General features: G+C 47.0%; 24 protein-coding genes. 12 read left to right on the top strand and 12 right to left on the bottom strand.

Annotated features, from left to right (window positions below):
- Positions 1 to 203: 203 nt before the first annotated feature.
- Positions 204 to 899, top strand: a complete 696-nt coding sequence (locus MHM95_RS11990; protein WP_239385369.1) for a LiaF domain-containing protein — start codon at positions 204 to 206, stop codon at positions 897 to 899.
- A 38-nt stretch (positions 900 to 937) separates the two neighbouring features.
- Here MHM95_RS11990 and MHM95_RS11985 read toward each other — a convergent pair whose 3' ends face one another.
- Positions 938 to 2278, bottom strand: coding sequence for a sigma-54 dependent transcriptional regulator (locus MHM95_RS11985; RefSeq protein WP_235419758.1), 1341 nt, complete (start codon positions 2276 to 2278; stop codon positions 938 to 940).
- A 163-nt stretch (positions 2279 to 2441) separates the two neighbouring features.
- Here MHM95_RS11985 and MHM95_RS11980 point away from each other — a divergent pair, with 163 nt between their 5' ends.
- The 3 genes from MHM95_RS11980 to MHM95_RS11970 are packed head-to-tail and all read left to right on the top strand — an operon-like array spanning position 2442 to position 4236.
- Complete coding sequence (locus MHM95_RS11980; RefSeq protein WP_022945304.1) at positions 2442 to 2918, top strand: DUF2383 domain-containing protein; 477 nt, start codon at positions 2442 to 2444, stop codon at positions 2916 to 2918.
- A gap of 45 nt (positions 2919 to 2963) precedes the next feature.
- A complete protein-coding gene (locus tag MHM95_RS11975; protein ID WP_239385368.1) occupies positions 2964 to 3605 on the top strand; it encodes a sulfotransferase family protein in 642 nt (213 codons plus the stop codon).
- Positions 3606 to 3663: 58 nt separating this feature from the next.
- On the top strand, positions 3664 to 4236 hold the full coding sequence (locus tag MHM95_RS11970; protein ID WP_045978298.1) for a tRNA-(ms[2]io[6]A)-hydroxylase: 573 nt from the start codon (positions 3664 to 3666) through the stop codon (positions 4234 to 4236).
- 24 nt (positions 4237 to 4260) lie between these two features.
- Here MHM95_RS11970 and MHM95_RS11965 read toward each other — a convergent pair whose 3' ends face one another.
- Complete coding sequence (locus tag MHM95_RS11965; protein ID WP_239385367.1) at positions 4261 to 4812, bottom strand: DUF308 domain-containing protein; 552 nt, start codon at positions 4810 to 4812, stop codon at positions 4261 to 4263.
- A 215-nt stretch (positions 4813 to 5027) separates the two neighbouring features.
- Here MHM95_RS11965 and MHM95_RS11960 point away from each other — a divergent pair, with 215 nt between their 5' ends.
- From MHM95_RS11960 to MHM95_RS11940, 5 genes are all read left to right on the top strand, one after another.
- Positions 5028 to 6677, top strand: a complete 1650-nt coding sequence (locus tag MHM95_RS11960) for a mechanosensitive ion channel family protein (protein WP_239385366.1) — start codon at positions 5028 to 5030, stop codon at positions 6675 to 6677.
- 338 nt (positions 6678 to 7015) lie between these two features.
- Positions 7016 to 9283, top strand: a complete 2268-nt coding sequence (locus MHM95_RS11955; RefSeq protein WP_239385365.1) for a TonB-dependent receptor — start codon at positions 7016 to 7018, stop codon at positions 9281 to 9283.
- A 123-nt stretch (positions 9284 to 9406) separates the two neighbouring features.
- Positions 9407 to 9703 (top strand): hypothetical protein, encoded by a 297-nt coding sequence (locus tag MHM95_RS11950; RefSeq protein WP_239385364.1) that lies wholly within the window; start codon positions 9407 to 9409, stop codon positions 9701 to 9703.
- 84 nt (positions 9704 to 9787) lie between these two features.
- On the top strand, positions 9788 to 10444 hold the full coding sequence (locus MHM95_RS11945) for an HAD family phosphatase (protein ID WP_022945297.1): 657 nt from the start codon (positions 9788 to 9790) through the stop codon (positions 10442 to 10444).
- A 42-nt stretch (positions 10445 to 10486) separates the two neighbouring features.
- Positions 10487 to 11311, top strand: a complete 825-nt coding sequence (locus MHM95_RS11940) for a DNA ligase (RefSeq protein WP_239385363.1) — start codon at positions 10487 to 10489, stop codon at positions 11309 to 11311.
- A gap of 27 nt (positions 11312 to 11338) precedes the next feature.
- Here MHM95_RS11940 and MHM95_RS11935 read toward each other — a convergent pair whose 3' ends face one another.
- The 4 genes from MHM95_RS11935 to MHM95_RS11920 form a co-directional block, all read right to left on the bottom strand.
- Positions 11339 to 11806: a methylglyoxal synthase gene (locus MHM95_RS11935; protein WP_045978231.1), complete on the bottom strand. Its 468-nt coding sequence runs from the start codon at positions 11804 to 11806 to the stop codon at positions 11339 to 11341.
- 31 nt (positions 11807 to 11837) lie between these two features.
- Entirely contained in the window at positions 11838 to 12470 is a 633-nt protein-coding gene (locus tag MHM95_RS11930) for a LysE family translocator (RefSeq protein ID WP_235419753.1), read from the bottom strand.
- A gap of 99 nt (positions 12471 to 12569) precedes the next feature.
- Positions 12570 to 14396 carry a S8 family serine peptidase gene (locus MHM95_RS11925; protein ID WP_239385454.1) on the bottom strand — a complete coding sequence of 609 codons (1827 nt, stop codon included), beginning with the start codon at positions 14394 to 14396 and terminating at the stop codon, positions 12570 to 12572.
- 251 nt (positions 14397 to 14647) lie between these two features.
- Positions 14648 to 15832 carry a multidrug effflux MFS transporter gene (locus tag MHM95_RS11920; RefSeq protein ID WP_239385362.1) on the bottom strand — a complete coding sequence of 395 codons (1185 nt, stop codon included), beginning with the start codon at positions 15830 to 15832 and terminating at the stop codon, positions 14648 to 14650.
- A 149-nt stretch (positions 15833 to 15981) separates the two neighbouring features.
- On the opposite strand from MHM95_RS11920, the gene MHM95_RS11915 reads away from it, so the two are divergent.
- Positions 15982 to 16455: a hotdog fold domain-containing protein gene (locus tag MHM95_RS11915; protein WP_081604426.1), complete on the top strand. Its 474-nt coding sequence runs from the start codon at positions 15982 to 15984 to the stop codon at positions 16453 to 16455.
- 2 nt (positions 16456 to 16457) lie between these two features.
- Here the strand turns inward: MHM95_RS11915 and MHM95_RS11910 are convergent, their stop codons facing one another.
- From MHM95_RS11910 to MHM95_RS11890, 5 genes are all read right to left on the bottom strand, one after another.
- The gene (locus MHM95_RS11910; protein WP_022945290.1) at positions 16458 to 16883 is read right to left on the bottom strand and encodes a polymer-forming cytoskeletal protein; all 426 of its coding nucleotides are present in this window, start codon (positions 16881 to 16883) and stop codon (positions 16458 to 16460) included.
- The gene (locus tag MHM95_RS11905) at positions 16852 to 17955 is read right to left on the bottom strand and encodes a M23 family metallopeptidase (RefSeq protein ID WP_239385361.1); all 1104 of its coding nucleotides are present in this window, start codon (positions 17953 to 17955) and stop codon (positions 16852 to 16854) included. The genes MHM95_RS11910 and MHM95_RS11905 overlap by 32 nt, the downstream gene beginning before the upstream one ends.
- Positions 17956 to 18112: 157 nt before the next feature.
- On the bottom strand, positions 18113 to 19420 hold the full coding sequence (gene fahA / locus MHM95_RS11900) for a fumarylacetoacetase (RefSeq protein WP_022945289.1): 1308 nt from the start codon (positions 19418 to 19420) through the stop codon (positions 18113 to 18115).
- A 129-nt stretch (positions 19421 to 19549) separates the two neighbouring features.
- Positions 19550 to 20596 (bottom strand): 4-hydroxyphenylpyruvate dioxygenase, encoded by a 1047-nt coding sequence (hppD, locus tag MHM95_RS11895; RefSeq protein ID WP_130147455.1) that lies wholly within the window; start codon positions 20594 to 20596, stop codon positions 19550 to 19552.
- A gap of 296 nt (positions 20597 to 20892) precedes the next feature.
- A complete protein-coding gene (locus MHM95_RS11890; RefSeq protein ID WP_022945287.1) occupies positions 20893 to 22359 on the bottom strand; it encodes a peptide MFS transporter in 1467 nt (488 codons plus the stop codon).
- Positions 22360 to 22890: 531 nt separating this feature from the next.
- On the opposite strand from MHM95_RS11890, the gene tyrR reads away from it, so the two are divergent.
- Positions 22891 to 24447: a transcriptional regulator TyrR gene (gene tyrR / locus MHM95_RS11885; RefSeq protein ID WP_022945285.1), complete on the top strand. Its 1557-nt coding sequence runs from the start codon at positions 22891 to 22893 to the stop codon at positions 24445 to 24447.
- Positions 24448 to 24465: 18 nt separating this feature from the next.
- On the opposite strand, the gene MHM95_RS11880 is transcribed toward tyrR, so the two are convergent.
- Complete coding sequence (locus tag MHM95_RS11880) at positions 24466 to 24951, bottom strand: hypothetical protein (protein ID WP_045978224.1); 486 nt, start codon at positions 24949 to 24951, stop codon at positions 24466 to 24468.
- A gap of 145 nt (positions 24952 to 25096) precedes the next feature.
- On the opposite strand from MHM95_RS11880, the gene MHM95_RS11875 reads away from it, so the two are divergent.
- Positions 25097 to 25630: a thioesterase family protein gene (locus MHM95_RS11875; protein WP_022945283.1), complete on the top strand. Its 534-nt coding sequence runs from the start codon at positions 25097 to 25099 to the stop codon at positions 25628 to 25630.
- Positions 25631 to 25663 lie beyond the last annotated feature (33 nt).

The raw sequence follows: 25663 nt of genomic DNA, 5'->3' as shown, positions 1-25663 counted from the left end.
TTTAGTTCACCTACTTGGCGTCGCAACCCGCGCCATGGGGAGTTACTCAGTAAAGATAATTAAAATATCGTTAATTAAGCGTAAATATGGTGGTTTTGGCGAATGCGGTGAACTGGCTTAATCTCCATCTGACTGAAACTAAAGGAATTAATATTTGGCGCTGATTTTGCTTAGGTAAGCAAAACGACAACAGGAGTGTGAACATGAGTGTTCCTTTAAAGGACAGGCCGTTAGCGCAAGTAAAAGAAGAGATCATCGATCAGCTAATTTTAAATTACAGTCATGGTGAAATTTCAGCGCAGGCGTTTGAACGTCGCCTTGATCAAGCGTATGACTGCAGCTGCCAAGAGCAACTAGCAACATTGGTTGCTGATCTGCCGCTGCACAGCGACCCACGCTACAACAGCGAGAAGGCGGCACGTATGCGCACTCCTTTCACGCAAAGTAGCGAGCAGGTTTATGGTGAGAAAATTACCGCCATATTAAGCTCGGACCAACGCAGCGGTGAATGGGTTGTCCCTAAAGAAATTCATCTAAACAACTATTTGGGAAGCATTGAATTAGACTTTACCAACGCTATCTTTTCTCACCCTGAAGTACACATTTACGTTAATTGTATTTTGGGCAGTGATGAAATTGTGGTGCCAGAGAATGTAGATGTGCAAACTCAGACCACCAATATCATGGGGTCACTGGTTAATAAGCGGGTCTCACTTGGGCCGCGATACGAAGATAAACAGCGACCGCGCATTATTATCCATGGGCGTATTATTCTCGGGAGTGTGGAAGTCAGTATTAAGCGAACGATGAAAGAGAAATTAAAGGCCTTTGCCTTTGATTTACGTGATTTATTTGATGGCCGAGAGCAGGGTAAAAGCCGTAACCGATATGATGGCTAGAATGTCGGGGCTTGTTCATAGCAAGCCCCGTAAACTGATTAGTCCTGAGAGTACTTTTCTAGTTTGTTGTAGAGTGTTTTCACACTAACACCTAATTGTTCGGCGGTGTCCGTTTTGTTGCCGGCGTTCTCTTCCAAGTTTTTCAAAATTGCCGCTTTTTCCAACTCTTCCAAGGAAACGCCAGTAGGAATATCGACGCTGTTGCTGTCGCTTTTGCTTACTGATTCACCCAATGAAAGATGTTCGGCTTTGATTACGTCATCGGCCAAGATCATCGCTCGTTCAATGGTGTGTTTTAGCTCCCGTACGTTGCCTGGCCAGTTATAAGCAGCAATGCGGCTAAGTGCATCGGTAGCGATACGTTTGTGGCTCAATTCTTGGGCATTACGGTAGGCAAGGAAGTGCTCAGCGAGGCCGGTGATGTCATTGCCTCGATCGCGCAGTGGTGGCACTCGGATAGGGAAGTGCGCTAAGCGGAAGTATAAATCCTCACGGAAAATGCCATCATCAATGGCTTGTTGCGGGTTACGGTTGGTTGCACAAACAATACGCACATCAGCATGTTTCACTTGTTGACTGCCTACGGCGCGATACTCTCCGCTTTCGAGCACGCGCAGTAACTTAACTTGTTGCTCTAATGGCATCTCTGTTACTTCGTCTAAAAACAGCGTACCGCCTTTAGCTTGGTCGAAGACCCCTTGGTGATCGCGGTGTGCACCTGTAAATGCGCCTTTCACATGACCAAATAACTCACTATCTATAAGCTCTGGGGAAAGCGCACCACAGTTTATCGCAACAAAAGGTGCTTGTGGCTTATCGCCAGCAATATGAACGGTATTGGCAACGAGCTCTTTACCTACACCACTTTCGCCAATAATCATCACGTTGGCATCAGTGCGTGCGACCTTACGAATAGTGCGATACAACTTGTGCATAGACTTAGAAGAGCCGACTAATAAACCAAATTGGTCAAGGTCGCTGGACTCAACAGCTTTACTTGATTGGCTGGCTTCACCAAACAGTTCGTAGCTGTCTTGCAGAGTTTCGCTAATCAGTTCCAAATCATACGGGGCACGGCAGTGGAACCCGGCACCATCGCGCATCAACTTATCAAGATATGGATTTGGCTTACCTTTACTTAAAAATAGAAACTCAACGTGCGATAACGCGTCGGTGTCATTTAGGGTGTTGTATCCTTGTTCATTGAATTCTTCGAGTTCCACTAATGCAATATCACAACCCGACTGGGCAACTTGCGCTTCCCACGGCTCAAACTCGTTTGCGTAGACCAGCTGAAACTTTTTTAATACTTCTAATTTAGCCAGCTTCGAGACCAGCTCGGGATCGCTGAGTTGTACAAACATTTTAACCTGGTGCATACATCACTCTCCTTGAAAGAGTTGTAAAAATAACAAGTCAGCGGGTAGATGTTACTCGGGTTCAGCGAGGAGGTCCTTCTAACCTTCTGATTTATAATAAAATAAATAATGGTATATGAATTGCAGGTGAACTTGGTACATCAGCGACCATAGGAGTTTAGATATGGTTAACCTTGACCAAACACAAGCAAAACGTGATAAAAAAATTGCCAAAGATATTCTTAAGCTGAACCGAGATGCGGCGACGTTTTATAAGCAGGCAGCCGAGCAGGTCGGTGACTACAACGTCAGGCATGTCTTTATCAATATGGCAAAAATACGGGAACAAGCCCAGTTATCTGTCTACGATGTGGATGAAAATCCCGATCACAGCAGTATAGAAAATACTTGGCTGGGTACAGCGATCGCTTGGTACGCGCAAGCTAAGAGTCATTTTTCTAACAGGCCTGAGCAGTCAATGATAATCGATCTCATTGAGTTCGAGAAGAAGTTATTGGCGAAAATAAAAAAAGCAGTCAGTGAAGCTCGCGACCCAGCACTCAAAGGCGCTTTAGCGAGTATTACTGCCGATATTCAGATGTGTATCGACCAACTCAGTGCATGTAAACCAGCGAATACTCGCAGCCACGCAACGCAGTGAGTACAATAACGGCCACAGCAATGTTTAACAACCCATACTATGGCCATGTCGAAAATATTTGTGATAGGTTTACCGCGCAGCGGCACAACCAGCGTGTGTGCTGCTGCGCTCGATTTAGGTCTTCGCACCGCCCACACAGCTTATACTAAAGCGTGTTTTGAGCGTGCGGAGCTCATCGCCGACACACCCTGCTTTAGCCACTACCCGGAGCTGGCTGAGCGCTTCCCTGAGGCAAAATTTGTGCTCTTGCAGCGGCAACCAGAGCGTTGGCTGGAGTCTATCCAACGCTTATTGCAGCGAATGAGTACCAATTTATTGAGCGATACAGGGGGGTTTAGTCCGCTTCTTAAAGCAAGTTACCATCGAGTATTTTCGCCTTTGAATGAACAAAGCCTAGTTGATGGTAAGCACCTTGAATATTGCTATAAGCGGCATCAGCAACAGGTATCGACGTATTTTGCTCAGCAAGCGCACCGTTTACTGACAATTGATATCAGTGAGCCGCAGAGTTTTCAGCAATTTTGCCAGTTTGTTGGAGCCAATAGCACGAGCAAGCAATTTGCGCACCTTAACCAGCATAATAAGGTGATGGCTTGGCGCGACTTAAAGCACCCGCTGAAAGTACCCTCCACGCGCAACGGCAAGGTCGATAACCTTGAGGCGTGGCTTAGGGGGGAAGCGGTATGAGTGCGTGCAAATTTGGTATAGAATGCCGGCCATTGTTTGTATACTCATCATATTGACCATGTTCGAACTCAAATACCACACGCCAGCACAATGGACTGACGCTGTACTGGCCGATTTTGACACATTTTTACAAGACCATGCTGGCGCTGAGAAGAAAGCCTCGGGCATGGCGTTGTCGATGCTGTCTCACTACCCAGATAAACGCAAGCTCGTTAAAGCGATGACTGATTTAGCGCTCGAAGAGATGATTCATTTTAAACAAGTGGTTAAGTTGCTAAGCGAGCGCGATGTGAACCTAGGGGATGATAAAAAAGACCCTTATGTGAATCAGCTGCGAGGCATGTTTCGCCATGGAAAAGACGTGTTTATGATGGACCGGCTGCTGGTCGCGGCTGTGATTGAAGCTCGAGGCCATGAGCGCTTCGCGCTAATAGCTGACGCGTTGCCACCTGGTAAAGACAAAGAATTTTATGTCGCGATTGCAAAATCAGAAGAAAAACATAAAAACTTATTTGTTGAGCTTGCTTATGAGTATTTCGACAAGGCTGAAGTCGATGCGCGGTTAGCCCAAGTGATTGAGCGCGAGGCACAAATTTGCGCCTCTTTACCATTTCGTGCAGCCTTGCACTAATAACTTAAATTCGACTAGCGTGAGCTAGTCGAATTGCTTCTCGAGGGTACGTAACTTAACCCCTAGCCAACATAAAATAAGGCCAAACACAAAGGCATACAGAGCGACTAGCCAAAGCATGGCAATAATACCTTGTCCGGGGTTGAAAATAAGGTAGCCACCAAATAACACCGACAATATACCACTGATTAATATAAGCGTGGTGCCCTGTAAATGTTTAGCTAATTTCACTGCCGCAACGATTTCTGTAACACCGATAGCGACTGCCCAAAAGGCGATGAGGTAGAGCATCACGTAGGCCGTTAGTTGGGGCATGATCAAGGTGATAATAGCCGCAACAATCCCCAAAAGGCCGGCTATTAAGGTGACAAACCAATAGCCGTTCTGGCCTTTTTGTTTTAACGCCAGCCAGACTCTTGAGCCGCCATCAAGTAAAAAGAAGGCCGCAAAAATAAAAATTAACACGTTGATAGTTAATTGCGGTGATAACCAAGCGATGGCCGAAAATATGATTGCTACTAAGCCTTGCAGTATGAAAATGGGCCATTGTCCGGGTAGTGACTTTGCGATACTCATCATCCCTCCTTGCGATAACAACACAGTCCAAAAGATTGCGCCCGTGCTACTTATCGATGCAGCCTGCAAACAGGCTAAGTGGTTAAATTGATAGTGCCAATTGCTTAGTCAATCTAGCAAGTGCTTGCTTTGAAGGCAATTTATATCGACCCACGTGCGCAAGTTTGGCGCTTATGGCTATGCTTTATAGAGTGCGAAAACAGATGGATGATGTGATGACCCCTTGGCGTAGTTTCAAATGTGGGCTGTTGGCCCTTGCCCTTGTTTTACCTTACTCGCTTGAAGCCAAAGTTACGGTGAAAGAAATTTTAAACAATGAGCAACAACAAGCAAAGGATAACAGTGAGCACGCTGAGCAGCCTACGTTACCAGACGATGAGGTTGCTACTAACGAGCACCTAATAATCGATGAGTTTAATCGACAAACGCCGCGTAGTGCTATGCAGGGATATTTGCATGCAGCCCACCAACGCGACTTTGAGCGGGCGGCGCACTATTTGGACTTTCGCAATTTATCGCTGCAAGCTCAGGCGATGAATCACGCTGAGCTCGCACACACCCTCTTTTTGGTGCTTAATCGCACTTTATGGGTAGATACGCAGGCGCTGAGTAATCACCCCGCAGGCAGTCGTAATGAGCCTGTGCCTAGTTATCGTGACCTAGTGGGAGAGATAGACACCTCACGAGGAGCGGTGCAAATTTTATTACAGCGTGTGCCCGGTGACACCCCGGGTAACTACATATGGAAAGTGTCCAATGCGACCGTAAACCAAGTGCCATTTTTACGCCAAGAGTTTGGTTATTCTCAAGCGGGTGAGTGGTTGTATCGCCACCTACCTCATAGGGCATTTTTAGGGGTTGAGTTGTGGCAATGGGTTTATTACAGCCTGAACCTGCTCGCATTTTTACTGATTGCTTATCTAAGTACGCGCATTTTTCTGTATTTGCTATTGCGTGCTAAAGCCGACGTGAGCCAGCCAGCAAAAGCGTTAGTAACCGGGCCATTATGTTTTTTACTGGGGATTGTGTTGGCCCGCACTTTCTCCTCGGAGGCTAATTCCACCTTGGCCACCCGAGCTATATTCGAAGGCGCAACTTTGTTAATTCTGGCGTGGACGTGGTTTTTGCTTAAAGTCGTTGATGTTATTCGTTTGCGTTTAACGTTACGCTTGCAACGCAACAACAATACTCAGGCCGAATTTTTACTGCGCCCTGCAGGGAATGTCGTGAAGATTCTGCTGACTCTTATTGCCTTATTAGTCTGGTTTGAGAATTTAGGTTTTAGTGCCACAACACTGATTGCCGGGCTTGGAATTGGAGGCTTGGCGCTGGCCTTAGCAGCACAAAAGTCGGTAGAAAACATTATCGGTGCGATTACCTTGTATGCTTCTGCGCCGGTCAAAGTTGGTCAGGTATGTCGTGTTGGTCGCTATTTTGGTGTTGTTGAGGAGATAGGCCTGCGTGCGACGAGAATGCGCACTTTGGAACGCAGCGTTATACACATAGCAAATGCCAAGTTTGTCGATATGGAAATTGAGAATATATCTGAGCGTGAGCGCATAGCCTATAGACCCGATATTGTGCTTGAGCGCTCAACTCAACACCAGGTGTTAGCGCAGTTATTAGAGCAGATCCGCGAGATACTTGAGCAGCACCAAGATATTGCCGACCAACCGTGTCGAGTACGACTCAGCGGGTTTGTGCCCAGAGGCATAAAAATAGATGTGTTAAGTTATGCACAAACCACAGACTTTGACTATTATCTGCACATAGTTGAATCGTTAAACCTACAAATTATCGAGTGCTTGAACCGACTAGGGATCGCATTAGCTGCGCCTGAACCACTGAGTTTTGCAAAACTATAATGCAGGCAGAGCGAGATATAGCAAATGTGTCTAGGTACGCAAGGGTGAATTTGTACTTAAAAGGACAAATGTCCTTATTTGCATCTGAAATCGGTTAAAAAAATCAAACCTGTATCTAAAAGTAGATAAATGTTGCAAATTAATGAATTTTTACTGAACTAATTTCAGATTTCAGTGCTATAATTCTCGCCCGTAATGTTCAGCCTTATTTTTGCTCTTACACTCTCAAATTTAAGGTCCGCGCTCGAGGATGCGCGCAAAATTGAACATTGTGCCAGGTGAAACGGCGCTACATATCTACCGTTGAACAAAAGAGTGTACAAAAGGCTAAAACCAACATGAAAGCAATGAAACGTACCACGCTTGCAACATTAATTAACGCAGCGTTGTTCTCAGCCGCTGCCGGCTCTTCATTCTCTTCAATCGCTGCTGAACAACAAGGTCCTGCAGCAAAAGACAATTCTCTCGAAGTTATTCAAATTACCGCACGTAAGCGTGTAGAAAACGCTCAGGAAGTGCCTGTTGCGGTATCTGCACTGCAAGGTGATGGCTTAGAAGCCTATAGCTCTGCGGGCATGGACATTCGTTTTATGAATGCGAAAATCCCAAGTCTATCTATTGAATCTTCGTTTGGTCGTTCATTTCCACGCTTTTATGTTCGTGGTCTAGGTAATACAGACTTCGATTTGAATGCCTCACAACCGGTTTCGCTTGTTGTTGATGAAGTTGTTCAAGAAAACGCCATTTTAAAAGGCTTCCCGGTATTTGACGTTGCCCGCGTTGAAGTACTTCGCGGTCCACAAGGTACATTGTTTGGCCGTAACACCCCAGCAGGTTTGGTGAAGTTCGATACGGTTAAACCGAGTCAAGAATTTGAAGGCTATGGCTCAGTCTCATACGGTAGCCGTGGTGCCGTAGATTTTGAAGGCGCTGTCGGTGGTGGGTTAACCGATCGCCTGTCAACGCGTGTCTCTTTGCTATGGCAAGAAAAAGACGACTACATTGATAACCGCGCGCCAGGTTTTGAGCAAGAAGATGTGCTTGGCGGCTACAGTGAAAAAGCGGCGCGTGTACAATTCTTGTACGAAGGTGACGACTTCACCGGCTTGTTTAACTACCACATACGCGACCTTGATGGTACGCCTATCGCCTTTCGCGCCAATGCTATTAAACGCGGTAGCAATGATTTAGTCGACAACTTTGAGCATGACGTGGTTTACCACGATGCTGCATCGCGTGCGACGCAACAGGTTGAGTCGCAAGGTGCAAGCCTTAAGCTTGAGTGGGACGTTAATGATTTTTACACCCTGACTTCTATTTCTGCATGGGAAAGCGCAGAAATTTATTCGCGCGCCGACATTGACGGTGGTTACGGTGCTGCGTTCTTACCGGACATGGGCCCGGGTGTTATTCCATTCCCATCTGAAAGTGCCGATGGCATCCCAGATCAAGACCAATACACGCAAGAGCTTCGTCTATCGAGTAACTTTGCCGGTGACTTCAATTACCAAGTGGGTGTTTTCTACTTTGATGAAGCATTAACCATTGAAAACTTTAGCTATGACACTTATGGTGCGCAGCCTGGTATATTGAATGGCTACGTGATTCAACAGCAGGATACCGAAGCATGGGCGGTATTCGGCTCAGCGGATTACACCTTGACTGATGATTTGAAAGTCACTGTGGGTCTGCGTTACTCAGACGATGAGAAAGAATTCTCAGCAAATCGTACCCAAAGCCCTGTCGGCGGCGGTGCATTGCTCCTTACAGAGAACCCAAGTGATGACCATGTGAGCTGGGATATTTCAACCAATTACAAAGTGAGCGATGACATCAATTGGTACGCTCGCGTAGCAAATAGCTTCCGCGCTCCAAGTATCCAAGGTCGTATCTTATTTGGTAACGAAGTGACGATTGCAGAGTCTGAGACCGTGACCTCTTTCGAAACCGGTATTAAGTCGGATATTCTTGATGGCCGTGGTCGTGTCAATGCAGCCGTGTTCTATTACACCATGGACGACCAGCAGCTTACTGCGGTTGGCGGTGGTGCTAACTTTAACCGTTTAGTGAATGCCGATGAAACCACTGGTTATGGCTTTGAAGTTGATACCCAGTGGGTATTAACCGACAACCTTAATGCGACGTTTAACCTGAGCTATAACAACACTGAGCTGAAAGACGACACCCTAGCGGTTGATGTCTGTGCACAGTGCATCGTTACCAACCCTGTCAACAACAGTGGCCAGGCAATTCTTGACGGTAACAGCCTACCGCATGCGCCTGAGTGGATCTCAAACCTAACGCTCAGCTACATCAGACCTATGGGCGAGGGTGATTTCTTCACTTACGCCGATGTTTCTTACCGTAGTGAAATCAATTACTTCCTATACGAGTCAGTTGAGTTTGAAGGCAAACCGCTAACGGAAGTAGGCCTACGTGCTGGTTATACTTGGTACCAGGGTGATAACGAGTATGAAGTATCAGCTTTCGTACGCAACATGTTTGATGAGCAGCAAGCTATCGGTGCTATCGACTTCAACAACAACACCGCAATGGTGAATGAAGAGCGCTACATCGGTGCTGAATTTAAAGTGAGCTTCTTCTAAGCGAGAATCATTTTAAGCTTTATTGAAACCCGCCAATTGGCGGGTTTTTTCGTTTATATTGGGAGCTTGAGCTGGTAAAGTTTGCGCTAAGCCCTAAGGGGAGTGTTTATAGAGAGAGTAACTATGTCTGGATTTTGGAACTACCGCGTTATTTTGGCTGAGGAAGCCGGAAAAGAGCCGCTTTATCAGATTCATGAAGTGGAATATACCAGCAGTGGTAAAGTGACCAATTGGTCAGAGACCGGCGCTGCGCCCTTCGGACACGACATAGAAGAGCTAAAAGCGGATGCTGAGCGCTTAAAAAGTGCCTTTGCGAAACCGGCTTTGAAAGTCGTTCGTCAAGCCAGAGGCTATGAACTGGTAGAAATAGAAAGTGGCGAGCCGGCTTCAGCAGAGCCGCCTGCAGGAGTACAGCAATAAGCATCTAGCGGCCCATTTTACTCGCCCTTGCTGATACATTTCATAGCGGTCGGGGCGGTAACATGAACATGAGAGAGTACCCACATGATCACCACCGTATTATTTGATTTCGACGGCACTTTGGTTGATTCCGAATCGCTGCACTTTCAGTGTTGGAATAACATCTTAGCACCTTATGGTATTGCCTATGATGAGGTGGAGTTCTGCCAGCGTTACAGCGGTCGTCCAACCTTGGCATCCGCGAAAGAGGTGGTCACACAGCATAATTTGGCGATTAGTGCAGAGACATTGGCGCAGCAAAAAAATGACCAGTTTGCCAAAGTAGCCGCCACTTCTTTACCACGGCTAATGCCCTATGCGCTGGAAATCTTGCAACATTGTCGTGAGGATGGCTTCAAGATAGGGCTTGTGACCGGCAGTACGCGTGATGAGGTGATGCCAATATTGCACGGTTACGAATTGGCAGAGTACTTTGCCTGTGTGGTCACCAAGGACGATGTTAGTGAGCCAAAACCCGCGCCGCAGCCCTACCTTTTAGGCCTGTCCTTATTAGGTGCGAATGCGCAGCAAAGCCTCGCCATTGAAGACACCCATACCGGCTCTATGTCGGCCAAAAGTGCTGGTCTGCGCGTTGCTGTGGTGCCCAATACACACACTCTTACCCAAGATTTTAGCCACGCGGATGGGCGCTTTGCTAACCTGGCGGATTTATATCAACAGTTGCTACAAATCCGTAAATAGCCACTACACTAAAGAGTAAGCGAACAGCATAAGGATATGGTCATGCGCTTACTCTTCACATTAATCCTTTTAGCCAGCCCCGTATTGTGGGCGACGACACCGCCGTTGGAGTTGGCGAAACAGCTCACTGATAAACACCAAGTAGAGCGCTACCTTGCGTCGGAAAAGTACGACGGGATCCGTGCGACTTGTATTAACGGCGAGTTGCGCAGTCGTGGTGGTTTACTTATCAATACACCCGCTAATTTTACCGCAAACTGGCCATCGATGCGCCTTGATGGTGAGCTCTGGGCGGGACGAGGGCGCTTCAATCATGTCAGTAACACCGTATTAGACAATCAACCCAATGCCCAGCATTGGCAGGACATTCGCTTTATGGTGTTTGATGCACCGAGCGATAAACCTTTTTTCAAGCGCTACAGTGACTATACACATGCGATAGCTCACTGCGACTGCAATAACTTAGAGGCGATTAAACAACATCGCTTTAACACCCGTGCACAATTATCGCAGTGGTTTAATGAGTTAGTTAGCCAAGGCGCGGAAGGGGTGATATTGCACCGTCGTGATGCGCGTTTTAATCCCGGGCGCAGTGATAATGTTTTAAAACTTAAACCTTACATGGATAGCGAAGCTAAAGTCATTGGTTATCAGCAGGGACGGGGTAAATATCAAGGTATGCTTGGTGCTCTGATAGTCGTTGATAAGCGCGGTAAGCAGTTCAAAATTGGCACTGGGTTTAGCGACGCCGAGCGGGCAAATCCTCCCGCTATCGGCAGTACTATTACGTTTAAATACCATGGCTATACAAAAAATGGCGTGCCACGTTTTGCCAGCTATTTGAGACAAAGAAAACCGCTTAATTAACGCTCTATCAGCGTCGTGAGCAGTGATTTACTCGTTGTCGAGGCTTCTGTCAGCGAGGTAATTGTCATAATCTGGTAAGCTACGCGGCATAATGCTTTGCATGTAAGTGCTTGCTAGCAACATATCGGCTGTGGCTTCATTACAAGCCACGGGGATATTCCAAACCGCAGCTAAGCGCAGTAGCGCTTTAACATCGGGATCATGGGGCTGAGATGAAAGCGGATCCCAAAAAAATATGAGCATATGGATGTGATGCTCAGCGATTTTTGCTCCGAGCTGCTGATCGCCACCCATAGGCCCACTTAGCAGTTTAGTAACACCTAACCCCGTTTCTTTTTCTATGCGCAGCCCCGTGGTTCCTGTGCCGTACAGATTATGCACTTCGAGTACGCTTTTATGACGCTGACACCAATCTACCAATGCTTGCTTTTTGCCATCGTGAGCCACTAAAGCAATGGTTTTAATTGGCGGAAGGGGCTGTTGTTTTTGTTTCACTGCTGGGCCTCAATAAATCGTATTTATCATTTTATAACAGCAGGTTGATAGCTAATGCAATGAAAATAAAGCCAGTCAGGCGGTCTATCCAGCACTGTGCACTCGGGTGAGTCTTAAAGTACTGGGCAATTTTATCGCCGAAATAAATATAGGTGCAGTCAATAGGCAGCGCCAGTACGGGATAAAGTAGTCCAAAGATAGCCAGTTGAGCAGTGGTCGAAGTGGCCAATGAAGGGTCAACAAACTGCGGAATAAAGGCAATGAAAAACAGAGCCACTTTGGGGTTTAGCACTTCCGTCATCATTGCTTGAAAAAGTGGGCTTTGCTTTTTGACACTGACATGCGGCTTATCCTCTTGCTCTATGGCCGTTGCTTGCCAGCTTTGCCACAGCGTCATGATCCCTAAATAGGCTAAATAACATGCCCCTAAATACTGCACGGCTGTATAGGCTGTCGCTGATGCTTTCAGTAAAGCAGATAAGCCAATAACTGCAAAAAGGGTATGAATAACACCACCGAGTGCGAAGCCTATAGCACATTGAATCCCTGCCTGGCGACCGTTGGCAAAGGTTTGCGCCATTAGAAATGCATTCGAGGGGCCGGGGCCCACGGCAATAAGGAAACTGGCACCAAGAAATGAAAGTAATAGTTCAGGGTTGAGCATGATGGTGTGCTTAAAGCTAAAGCGGTAAATCTATCAGCTTAGCTATGAAGAATAAAGCGGGCATAGAGCCCGCTTTGAATGCTTGTCAAAGGCAGTAATTTAGAAATTAACAGTGATGGTTGCTGAGCACACTGTTGAACCTTGCTCACAGACTTGATAACCGAAGCTACCACGTACTTTACCTAGGCTATCGGTGTAGCTGTTGGTGTTTGCGGTGGTCGTGATCAAGTTACCATCACGGTAGATGTCAACATTTGAGGTAGCCGCACCGCTGTAGCTCAAATCAACAAAGGCTGCACCGCGAGATTTATAACCAGAGGCGCTAACGCTAATGTCGGCCTCAGGCTCACCGCCGGTATCTCCGCCGCCGCTGCCACTGCCGCCACAACCATTCGCTAATAGGTACTGATCAGCGGCGGCCGCTTTGACGATGCCGTAACCGAAGTATACATCTTTACCGGCAGCGCCTTGGTCTTGTGCCGTCGCTTTAAAGGCGTTACGAATTTCTTCACCACTACAGCTGGCATGATTTGACCAAACTAAGGCCGCAAGGCCTGCCACAGCAGGTGTGGCCATGGATGTACCGCTCATGTAACCGTAGTCACTGGCGCTAATATTAATGCTTGCGTTCGTTGCTGCCATCAGCGTGGTGCGCTGTTCTAACGCTGCGCCTACTGCGGGAATAGTGGTGCTGTTAGTATCCCCAAGCGTGCCGTAAAGCATGCCTGATTCATTATTGACAATAATAGCGCCAAGGCCGCCGGAGTTTTCACAGTTAGCGACTTTATCGTGGAACGAGATATTGCCTCTATCGATTAAGCACACTTTACCGGATGCGTTGCTGTCAACTGCTTCAGCGGTGCCCATGAAGTATAAATCGCCACTGGTTGCACCGGTGTTTTCCATTGCTGATACTTCAAACGCGGCGCCATCAGCGGTCGCCGAAGCAAATGCAGCCATCCCTGCAGGGTAAGTTGAGAGCGTATCAACACCGCCTGCGGTAACTTCAACACAGATACGCTCGTCGTCAGTGGCTTTCTTACCACGTCCTGAGGTACAGCTCGGATACTGGGAAAAATCGGCAATGTTATTATCGGCATCATTGGCACCAATCATCATGACCGAGGTATATCCTGCAGGGTATGAGCGCACGTTATTACCATCGTTACCTGCGGCCGCAACGGATAAGCCACCATTGGCAGCGAAATTAGCAAAGGCATTTTCTTCAGTGCTATTGCTGCCACCACCGCCTAAACTCATGTTAATGATATTGGCACCCGCTTGCGCGCATAAGTTGGCAGCATGCGCCAGATCAGACGAATAACCCCAGCCGCTTTCATTAAATACTTTAATGATGTGCATATCCACGCCCGGTGCCATGCCTACAACACCTTGGTTATTATCAGCAGCACCAATGGTACCAGCAACATGCGTACCGTGAGGGCCGCCATGCTCAAACCAGTTACCTGTGCCTGAGTCATTGTCGCCCGTAATCGCGCCCCAGTTGAAGTCGGTATTTGAGCTATCTAAACCCGAATCGATAACACAGACCTTCATGCCACTGTTAGCGTTAAAAGTGACTTGATCCGCTTGCGACTGATACACCGCATACGGGGTAAGTTGCTGAGTCATTGGATCGCCAATATCGTCACTGTAAGCAGACATGGGGTAGCGGCGACTATCAGTCTCAATCAACTTGATGTGGGGATTGTTCAACAAACCTTTAACTGTCGATAAGTCCATTCCGGTAAAGGTAGCAGCAAAAAAGCCATTGCCATCAACCTTAACATCACCACCAAGCTTTTTAGCGAGCGCTTTAACGACGCCTTTTTTATCGTTGTCAACTTGGATGATGTAACGGTCGTCAGCCGCAGATACCTGCGTGGCGCCGCCCAAAATAGCAAGCGCAATTGCGCTGCGAATCATTGTTTTTTTCATAGTTTCCTCTATATGTAGCGGTTGGAGGTTGTTAACTATAGATTAACATTCTTTAACAATAGTACGCGCTTTAGGGAAAACAGCAAGGTTTTGGACTCGTTATTAATAACTTTTTTGGAATAATAAAAGGTGGAGAACAGAAGCTTTGTGTATATACAGGAGTCTAAGAGTCTAAAAAATATAAAAATCTATTGAGAACAGTAACTGTTCTCACTAGAGTACCTGATAAAGGTTGGTTCTTATTTGTGCAACAAACGTCCCCGCTTACTTAATAGCACTAACCAAAATGGCAATAACGCGGCGATGTGCAATGCAATGGCAACGGGGGCTGCTAGTTGTAATTGCTGACTTAAAAGCACGAGTACGCCAGCGCCACTCATTTGCATAACGCCAACAAGTGCCGAAGCAGTACCGGCTTGTTTGGCAAAAGGCGCGAGTGCTGCGCCAGCTGCACTGCCCAAAATCAGTGCATACCCCATTGCACATACAAACATGGGGAACATTAACGCAGCGATAGCGCTAGAGTGTCGCAACAACACTAAGCTTCCGGCACTGACTAGTAGCAAAGATAGTCCCCACAGTAAGGCTTTACGGCTCGATCGCTTTATAAATTGAGGAGCGATAAAGCAGGCGAGGACACTCAAGGCACCGTTAACGGTGAACCAGAAGGTGAAGGTGCCAATATCATGGTCTAGGTGCTGCATGATCCACCCTGGGGCTGCGGTCACGAACATCAAGATGGAACTCATAGTGATCATCGCTATGGCCGCATTAAAAGTAAAAATGGGCGAGCGGATAATGGGCATAAAGCGTCGTAAGTCGAGGAGGTGACCTTGATAGTGACTGTCCGCAGGGCGTGTCTCGCGATACAGCATAAGGGTGGCGGTGATACCAATCACAGCCCATAGCGCCATAAATACAAAATTGCTCTGCCAAGAAAACTGTACGGTTAGCCAAGCCCCTAAAATGGGGGCCAGTGCTGGGATAAAACACACAATACCATTTAAATAGGTCAGCATTTGTCCACTACGGGCAGGTCCAAAAACATCGCGCACAATGGCAAAGGCAGCCACAAACGTCGCGCATGCCCCCAAGCCTTGAAATGCTCTTGCGACTAGCAGCCATTCGAAGCTCGGTGCCCAGGCCCCGGCCAGTGCCGATACCCCATATAACACGGCTCCTCCGATGGCGACAGGGCGTCGACCTATCTTGTCGGCAAGCGGGCCAGCAGCTAGCTGACCTAAGCCAACGGTGAGCATAAACACGGCAACGCTTTGTTGTAATTGTGCTTGAGACACAGCCATTTGCTCGGCCATAACCACAAAAGCGGGTAAATAAATATCAATAGCGAGTGGACAAAATACCACTAGCAGCATCAATACGAGCAGCAGGGTTTTACTTTGCTTGGAAGATGAATGACGCACAGACTCAGTAATACTCTAATAATACAAGCCAACATTGTAAGAGTAACACTATTAGATACCAGCATTTTCGTGTTATTTGTTTGTTATGAATTGATTTTCGCGGCGATTCTAGGTTTACTGGTAGGATGAGTTAGATAGAGAACCTTATCATGTCCATGCCTCCTTTACTTAAAACCTATAAAAAACTGACCAACTGGCCATTCGGGCACTGGTTATTCTCCAAAGCCGTATGCTTTAAAGCGCCTTACTTTGGCTCAATAAAGCCTTTTATCACTCTGTTAGAGCCAGGTAAGTGTGTCGCCCAAGTAAAAAACCGCCGTGCTGTGCATAACCATATCGGTACCATTCATGCGATTGCGCAATGTAATGCTGCTGAGCTTGTCGCTGGGGTGATGACCGATGCCACGGTACCACATAAAACCCATCGCTGGATCCCCAAAGGAATGACGGTGGAGTATCTGAACAAGGTGGACACCGATATGACAGCAACGGCGCACATCCCACTGCCACATCAATGGCAAGATAAGGAGGACTTGCTGGTTCCTGTCGAGGTGACTAATACGCGAGGGGAAATTGTATTCCGCGCGACGATAAACATGTATATCACCGCGCGAAAAGGGTAAAACTACTCGTTGACTTGGCTGTCAGCAACATCATTGTTGCTGACCACGCTAAAGCTGTCTTTTTTGTTTAACTGCTTTATTTGTCCTTCCATGGTCGCACCGGCGGCAATGCTTAGGGTGTCGTGAAAGACATCGCCCTGTACTTGGGCGGAGCTTTCAATCGCCACTTTACTGGCACTAATTGAACCACTTACTCGACCTTTTATAGTCACATCAGTGGCCTCAACACTGCCTTCAACTTGACCTTGGCTGCCAATAATTAAGGTATCAGCCTTAATGTCGCCGTCAATACGGCCATCGAGCTGAACTTCGCCTTGGCTGGAGAGAGTGCCTGTTAAGCGAACATCTGCCGCTATCAATGATGGGGTAGCTGTATTTTTACTCAAAGCGGGCCTACTATTCTGTGTATCTTTGTTCTTTGAAAACATCGGTTAATGCCTTGGTGATTTTTACCGGATTAATATGTTTGTTGTTATGCAGCACTTCATAATGTAAGTGAGTCGCTGTGCTACGACCGGTACTTCCCATAAGCGCGATGACTTGTCCTTTAGTTACGGTGTCACCACGTTTTACTTTAATTTCATTGAGGTGGCCAAAGCGGGTGCTAAAGCCATTTGCATGCTCTATTTCGATGAATCGACCATACCCGCCATTGCGCCCTGCTCGAACGACAGTGCCCTCAGCAGGTGCAAAAATCTCGGTATTGCGCCAGGCTGCTAAATCCACGCCTTTGTGCATAGCACGGCGGCCATTCATGGGATCCTTACGCAAGCCAAAACTGCTGGAGATATAATAGTCGGCAGCGGGAAGTACATGTGGAACTTGCGTGAGCATGGTTTCTAATTGGTTAAGTGTGAGCAGGCGGTCGACTACATCCATTGACGTGTCGGTTTGCTGATCATCAAGGATCAGCTCCAGTGGTCCACCTTGAGCAATGGCTTGTTCACTCTTTTCGAGGAGCTCGTCCATCACCGTTTGTGGTAACCCGGCTCGAGCAATAGCTTCTGACAGTGCTTGTTCGCGTTTGGCAATCACTTGGTCTAGCAGCGTAAAGGTGTTGTCGTGGCCTTGTGTTAGGCGAGCCACACGAGTATCTATATTGCTGTCACTGACATCTATGGCCTCAAAGGGTAAGCCTTGCTCTGGCATTAATGAAGCCGGTAAGGTTGCCAGCACGATTTGTGTTAGTTGTTGGCGCTGCTCTAAATGCCCCAACTTGACGATTAACTCATCTTGCGCCAACCGTGCTTGTTGCAATTCGTGTTTTAGCTGTTCATTTTCGGCAAGTACATCGCCGCTGGTGTGTTGTAATTGCGTTTGTTGCCAGAAGTTATAGGCACCAAAGCTCGCCAAGGCACCAATGCATGTCAACACCCCAAGGGCAAACATGCACTGTTTGGTCGTGCTCATTTCAACAACTTTGACTTCGCCGTGTTGACGGATCAAGAGCTGCTTAGCTGGGAATAACTTAGTAACTAAGTATGATGGTGTTAACTTCATAGCGACAAATTAGTGACAAAAACGCAGCTAAGATATCAAGGTGAGATTAAAAAGCCAGCAAAAAATTGTAACTGAACGGAAAAAAAGTGCGATTTATCGCACCCTGAACAGGGTATAAATCGCACTTTTTTATGGCGTATTGCCATATCAAAGAATGTTATTTAGCAGGGAGCACGGTGCCACGGCATTCGCCAAAACCGATACGAGCATAGCCCTCTTTTTCGCACCAGCCACGCATGATCACGGTATCGCCATCTTCGAGGAATTTCCGTTGTTCGCCATTGCCTAAATCAATGGCCTCTTTGCCGCCACGAGATAGCTCTAACAGTGAGCCCGCCTCTTCGTGCTCAGGACCAGACTGAGTGCCTGAACCTAGCATATCGCCTGGCTGGAAGTTACAGCCGTTAACGGTGTGGTGGGCGACCATTTGTGCCACGGTCCAGTACGAGTGTTTAAAACTTGACTGTGATAAGCGGTACGGCGCTTTGCCCTCGCTGCGCATTTTCTCGGTTTCAACAGCGACATCCATTTGAATATCAAGCGCACCGAGCTCGCGGTTTTTGCTGGATTCAAGGTAATCGAGCGGTTGAGGGTCATTTTCGTCACGTGTCCAAGCGAGACGGTAAGGTGCTAGCGCTTCGTTGGTAACAATCCACGGCGATACGGTAGAAGCAAAGTTTTTCGCTAGGAATGGCCCAAGCGGCTGATATTCCCATGCTTGCAAATCACGTGCAGACCAGTCATTGAAAAGACAAAAACCAAACACATGGTCATCAGCGTCATCCAAGGCAATAGTGTCGCCTAGCTCATTGCCTTTACCAAGATAAATGCCAAGCTCTAATTCATAGTCCAAGCGCTTACAGGGGCCAAACGATGGCGTATCGGCATCAGGTGCCTTGGTTTGACCTTTAGGGCGCGGGAAGCTTTGTCCACTTACGCCAATGCTAGAAGCGCGACCATGATAGCCAATGGGCACCCATTTATAGTTTGGTAGCAAAGGGTTATCCGGACGGAATAAACTGCCTACAGCTGTAGCGTGATAAATCGAGGTATAAAAATCAGTGTAGTCGCCAATGTGACAAGGCAGGTCATACTCGACGTCACTCTGTGCGATTAACGCATCTTGCAGCTGGTTTTGTAACTCGCTATCAGTGCGTAAGGCGCGCGATAAAGCCAGACGTAATGCTGACCAATGTGCTTGGCCCATAGCCATAAATGCGTTTAGATTTTTTCCTGCTGCGGCTTCAACAGCTTGCTGTGCCTGTTCATCAAACAGCTCTAGGCGTGCAACTGTAGCTAGGTCAAGGACTTGATCGCCAATGGCAACACCACCGCGAAAGACTTCGTTGCTGCCTTTGCGACGAAAGGTGGCAAATGGCAAGTTTTGGATAGGGAAATCGGTATTGGCATTGGCTGAGCTGACCCAACTGGTTAAATTCTTATCGTGCGTTTCATTGAGTTGCATAAGAGATTCCTTTTGCTGATTCTAAATTGGTTATTGAGCCGTTCACACAAAAAACAAGGGCTCGAAACGTGAAAAAGCAGTACCCGCCATAAATGGTGAGCCTGCTTTTAACGCTAGATAAAAAGGGAATTATAGAACGCCACGGCGCTCTTGATCGCGTTCGATAGACTCGAACAGCGCTTGGAAGTTACCTTCACCAAAGCCACCATCATCAACACGCTGGATCATTTCAATGAAGATAGGGCCAAATAAGTTCTTGGTGAAAATTTGTAGTAAGTAGCAGTTTTCTTTTTGGCTATCGACCAAAATTTGATGCTGCTTGATTTTCTCGCGGTCCTCTTTGACCCAAGGCACCCGGTCAAAAATAGTGTCGTAGTAATGCTCAACAATATCCAAGGTGGCGATATTGCTCTTATCTAGCTTATCCAAAGAGCCGACTAGGTCATCAGTTAAGAAAGCCAAGTGCTGCACGCCCGGACCATTGTACTCGTCTAAGTACTCATCGATTTGGTTGTTGTTGTCATCCTTACCTTCATTGATTGGAATAGAGAAGGTGCCGCAAGGTGATTTCAATGCATATGAAAGCAGTGCGGTTTTTTGGCCTTTAATATCGAAATAACGTACCTCGGTAAAACCAAACACATCTTTATAGAAGTTAGCCCATGTTTCCATGGTGCCTTTGTAGACATTGTTGGTTAGGTGGTCGATACGAGTGAAGCCCTTGCCTTCAACCACATTCGGTTGCGCTAAATCTTCAAAATCGGTGTCATAAATTGAGCCGTTGTCGCCAAATTTGTCGATAAAGTAAATTAAGCTATCGCCAATACCGAAAATAGCAGGGTAAGGCATGTCTTTATTGGTTGCGTCCGTGGCCGGTTTGGCTCCACGCTCAACCGCCACTTCAAAGGCTTTATTCGCATCTTTTACGCGCCAGCCCATAGAGCAAATGGCAGGGCCATGGCTTTTAGCAAACTCAGCAGAAAAACCACCGCGCTCATTGTTTAAAAGGAAGTGAATGTCGTTTTGGTTGTAATAAACAATGTCTTTACCTTTAAACTTCTTCAACTTTGAGAAGCCAAACTCACTAAAGATAGTGTCCATATAATCCGCATCTGGGGTTGCGTATTCAGTAAACTCGATGCCCATTAGGCCGAGAGGGTTATTTACTTCGCTCATGTTGTTACTCCACTTGCATAGGTAATAGGTGGCTGTGATTGCGGTGAGTCCGCACTAATAATGGTTATAAATTGCAACAGCCAACCTCTGATCATTTGATGGCATCATCGGAGAAAAAGTGCCAAAGAGAAAGCCTAGGCAGGGAATTAACTAGGAGGAGTAATGTAAATATAAGTGGACGTTTTTAGGTAACTGTAAGCTTTTCGTTAAATTTGTTCTCTAAATAGATTCAGCCATCAAAAAAAATGCACAAAAAAGGCGCCATTAGGCGCCTTAGTGAAAGAGGGGATTAACAGTTACTGCTTCTCACCAGTGATTTCCAACTCTTCTTCTAGCAGTTGCTCTTTATCATGCTGGCCCTCGGCGCCGTGCATCCAGTCAACCAGCTTATCGGCCATTAGCCACAAGCAAATACCTGCGATAAAGGCCATAATGGCAACGCCGCCAAAGGTGCTAAGTGGTCCACCCTCGCCAACTAGTTTACCGATTTCGGCTGCTACGTAGTTACCCAAGCCCGAGAATAAGAACCACATACCCATTAGTAACGAAGTAAACTTAAGTGGTGCTAGCTTCGAGACCATAGATAAACCGATCGGCGATAAGCACAGCTCACCCATGGTGTGGAAGATATACGCCATCACTAACCAAATTACATGGGCTTTCATATTCGCATCATCGCCAATTTGTAAAGCCGCTCCGACCATAGAAATAAACCCTAGGCCAAGGAAGAACATGCCTAAGGCAAACTTACGTGGTGAATCTGGTTCTTTATCACCCATACGAATCCATAAGCTGGCAAAAATAGGCGCTAAGATAATGATGAAAATAGGGTTAACTGCTTGCAACCAACTGGCCGGCATTTCCCAACCAAAAAACACCAAGTCGGTTTTGTATTTCGCAAAGAGGTTCATTGACCCCGCTGCTTGCTCAAACCCAGCCCAGAAGATGATAGTGAAAAAGCTCATAATGAGGATCACTTTAACGCGGTCGCGCTCTTCACTGGTTAGCGGCTTTTTGTTTGCGCCTTGGTCGTCCTCAGACTGCTTAGCAGATGGCACAGTACCAATGCTACCTAAGTATTTTTTGGCTAATAGTAACTGCAACACTACACCCAGTAGCATACCGACGCCGGCAGTGAGGAAGCCGTATTGATAGTCAAACTTTTCACCGATAGAACCAACGACGAAGTAACCTAAAATAGAGCCTAAGTTGATCCCCATATAGAAGATGGTAAAGGCGCCATCGCGGCGTTTATCACCTTCACTATATAGGTCTCCCACCATGGTAGAGATATTAGGTTTGAAGAAGCCATTACCTAGAATTAGTAGCGCTAAGCCAAGGTACATCATCTCTTTCTCAAAGCCTGACACCATGGCATGAGGCGTGCCTAAAGCAAATTGGCCGAGGGCCATGGTGAGGCCACCGAAAATGATGGCTTTTCGCTGACCAGATACATTGTCGGCAAACCAGCCACCGAGTACCGGTGTTACATAAACAAGCAGCGCATAGATACCCAAAATGCTGAGTGCATTTGATTGTAGCGCTTTGTGATATTCGTCTTGGGCGTTGGCACTTAAAGGGTCAATGCCAAAGTAAGCCATATCCCAACCCATGGCTGCGGCGGTGGCGATAGTGGAAAGGTAAAGCACGAAGATGCCGCGCATACCGTAATAGCTCATGCGCTCCCACATTTCTGTGAAAAATAGCAAAAAGAGCCCTTTAGGGTGACCGAAAAGATCACCTGTTTTAGGTGCTGAACTCATGAAAATTTACTTCCTAAATAAATCAGTATCAAAGGCTGTGAGCCTTGAATACTATTACTGCAATTTACAGTACTGCCGTACTGTCACTTATTTAGGCCTTATTATTATTGTTATGATGTTCAAGTATTACTTCGGCGACGCCAAGTAATGGTGTGCCATAACCTCAACTGGAGTCTGAGGGGGCACATTTTATGTGAACGGGTGGCCCGCTATCACCATGGTAAAAAAGCGAGGTTATGCATAGAATTGCACGCGCTGCGCTGCTTTATCCTGATGACAAGCGCGCGACAGTATACATAGAGCCATGCATCAGGGGAAGTACTGACGCTTAACCGCCAATGAACCCAGAGCTCTACCATGCTGGCTTTTTAGCCTTATATCGTGCAATCCAGACGATAACTTCTTGGCGTGGGGGTATAAAATAGAATCGATTATTTGTTCAATTTTCTTTACGTTTTGCTATCCATCTTAGCCTTTTATAGCGTATGATTGCGCCCAGCATTTGATTGGTAACACGTGATTGAGGGATCCATGCGCCTTGAAATATATTGCCAAGACCGAATCGGTATCGCCCAAGAGATACTGAATATCCTGGTGAGCTACCAAGTTGACCTAAAAGGCATCGAAGTAGATGCTAAGCATTGTCGTATGTATGTCAGCTTCCCCCCCATCGAGTTTGAGCAATTCCAAAAAATTATGCCTTCTATCCGCCTAATTGACGGTGTTGAAGACGTTCGAACAACCGCGTTTATGCCCTCCGAGCGTGAGCATAACGAGCTTAATACGCTGCTCAGTGCGCTCCCCGATGGCGTTATCTCCATTGATAACAAGGGCTGGGTGCGGTTGTGTAATGCTGCGGCATGTCGCGACTTACAATTGAGCGAGCAAGACGTGGTCGGCGCCAATATCAATAACCTCCTTAAAGGCTTTAACTTTACCCGTTGGTTAGAGGGGTCAGAGGTATTAGGACAAACCACCCGTGTGGAAGTGGCCGGAGAAGATTTCATTGCCGATATTCTGCCTATCTCTGTGCCTCAAGGTGAAGAGCAAGACGCCTTGGCGGGGGCGGTTATCAATATCAAATCACAAAGTCGTCTAGGTCAACAAGTCAGTGCATTTCGCCGCTATGGCCAAGAAAGTTTCGCCACCATACATAATTATTCAACCGCGATGCGCCGCACTGTACGCGAGGCGCGCAAAATGGCGCAGCTTGATGCGCCGATATTGATCACCGGTGAAACGGGCACAGGTAAAGAGCTTATGGCCAGAGCCTGCCACTATGCCTCTAATCGTTCGGTTAAACCCTTTATTGCGTTGTCATGCGCCTCACTGCCTGATGATGTTGCTGAGTCAGAGTTATTTGGTTATGCCGGGTATGAAGACAACGCCGCCCCCAAACGCGGGGTATTAGAGCAAGCCGATGGCGGCACGGTATTTTTAGATGAGGTTGGCGAGATGTCGACTCAGCTGCAGACCAAACTGCTGCGCTTCTTACAGGACGGTACTTTCCGTAAAGTTGGTGATGAGAACGAAGTAAAGGTCAATGTGCGCATTATCGCGGCGACGCAAAAAGATCTTCCAGCCATGGTGCAAGAGGGAGGCTTTCGCGAGGACCTCTATTATCGTATTAATGTACTGACGCTGGAAATATCACCACTGCGTGACAGAAAAGCAGATATTGGGCCCCTGGCCGAGCACTTTGTGCAAAAGTATGCGCAGCAAAACGGCGCGACAGTACCTAGCTTAAGTAAAGAGTGTATTGAGTATTTGGAGCAGTATCCATGGCCGGGCAATGTGCGGCAATTAGAAAATGCCATTTACCGCGCGGTATCTTTGCTCGATGATAGCGAACTGACGGTGGAGCACTTGCAACTTCCGAGCTTCACCAATGATCTTGGTTACTTGGAGTCTGACTTTGAAGGCAGCCTAGATCAGGCGGTAAAACGCTTTGAAGCTACGTTATTGCGTAAACTTTACCCTGCATACCCCAGCTCTAGACAGCTTGCGAAGCGTTTGGGCCTGAGTCACACCGCTGTAGCGAATAAGCTGCGTGAATACGGGATAAACCGAAAAACGGTCAAAGTTTAATAATGGCGCCGTCAGGCGCTATTTTTTTGTGCCCATGTTCTTAGTGACCCCACTGACGGTGATCGACTCAACGCCCTCAGCTGCGAAGTTTACTTTTATAGCGGCATTATTGCTGGTGAAAAAGTAACTGCGATCATCAATATGTAACTCGTAATTGCCTTTAACCTGTTGCTCAAATTGTCCTTTCTCTAGGCGAATTACATGTTCGCCGAGTTGCCAGTAAAAGCTGTCAAACCAGCCAGAGTGGAACTCTTGCAGCCATACTTGGCTGTCGTCTTTACTAAGCACTAAGGCCAAAGAGTATGACTCGGGGAGGGTGTCCATATCATAACTTTTGTTGCCGATACGCAACGTACCTTGCTCACTGTTCCATGCGAAACCGAAGGTGAAAGGTGTTTGTTGCCCGGCGCTGTTTGCGGTTGTGCCCTTGCCGACGTAATCAAAATCAGCAAAGCAAGGCATACTCATTGCCAATGTGGCCAGAGCAAATAAAGTTGGTTTCATATTAACCCCTTTGTGAGCGAGAAGTTTTAACCATAAATGACCTAGCGTCGCTGCGCAACTAACGCACTAAGGTGCTCGACGACTCAAGCAATGCTATGATGGTGGTCTTACCTGTTTCTTAACACGCAACCACAAGGAGAGCGCGGTGAACTTATACTTCCGTTTATTATGGCTGTTTTTCAAAATCAAAGGTAATAAAACACAACAGCCGCTGTTGGATACGGTCGATATTGACTTTCGGGCTTGGCCGCTGGATTGCGACATTAATTTACATTTAACGAATTCTCGTTATTTGGCGTTAATGGATATCGCTCGGACATGGATGACTGCGCGTTTGGGACTATTGCGTGCGGTGATGAAGCGCCGTTGGTTCCCTGTGGTTAATGCGACAGCAATCACCTATATTCGCGATGTAAAACCATGGCAAAAATTCACGGTTTCGACCCGATTGGTAGGCTGGGATCATAAGTATTTTTATATCGAGCAAAAATTCACCTCACACCGAGGCCTGCATGCCATTGCTTATGTGCGGGGCGTGTTTCGCTCGCGAAAAGGGGTCGTCGATATCGAAGAGATTTTGGCGCTGGCTGATTTTAATGACGAGGCACCCATTTTGCCGCCGGAAATCATGCACTGGAAAGCCATGTTGGAGCAAAAAAAAGCGACTAACAAGAATTAGCCGCTTTAGTTGCTTACATTAGCAAGTGGTAAC

The sequence above is a fragment of the Pseudoalteromonas sp. CnMc7-15 genome (assembly GCF_022347925.1).
GTDB lineage: Bacteria > Pseudomonadota > Gammaproteobacteria > Enterobacterales > Alteromonadaceae > Pseudoalteromonas > Pseudoalteromonas ruthenica.
The sequence above is the reverse complement of the archived record's forward strand: the minus strand, read 5'-3'. Positions and strand labels throughout refer to the sequence as shown.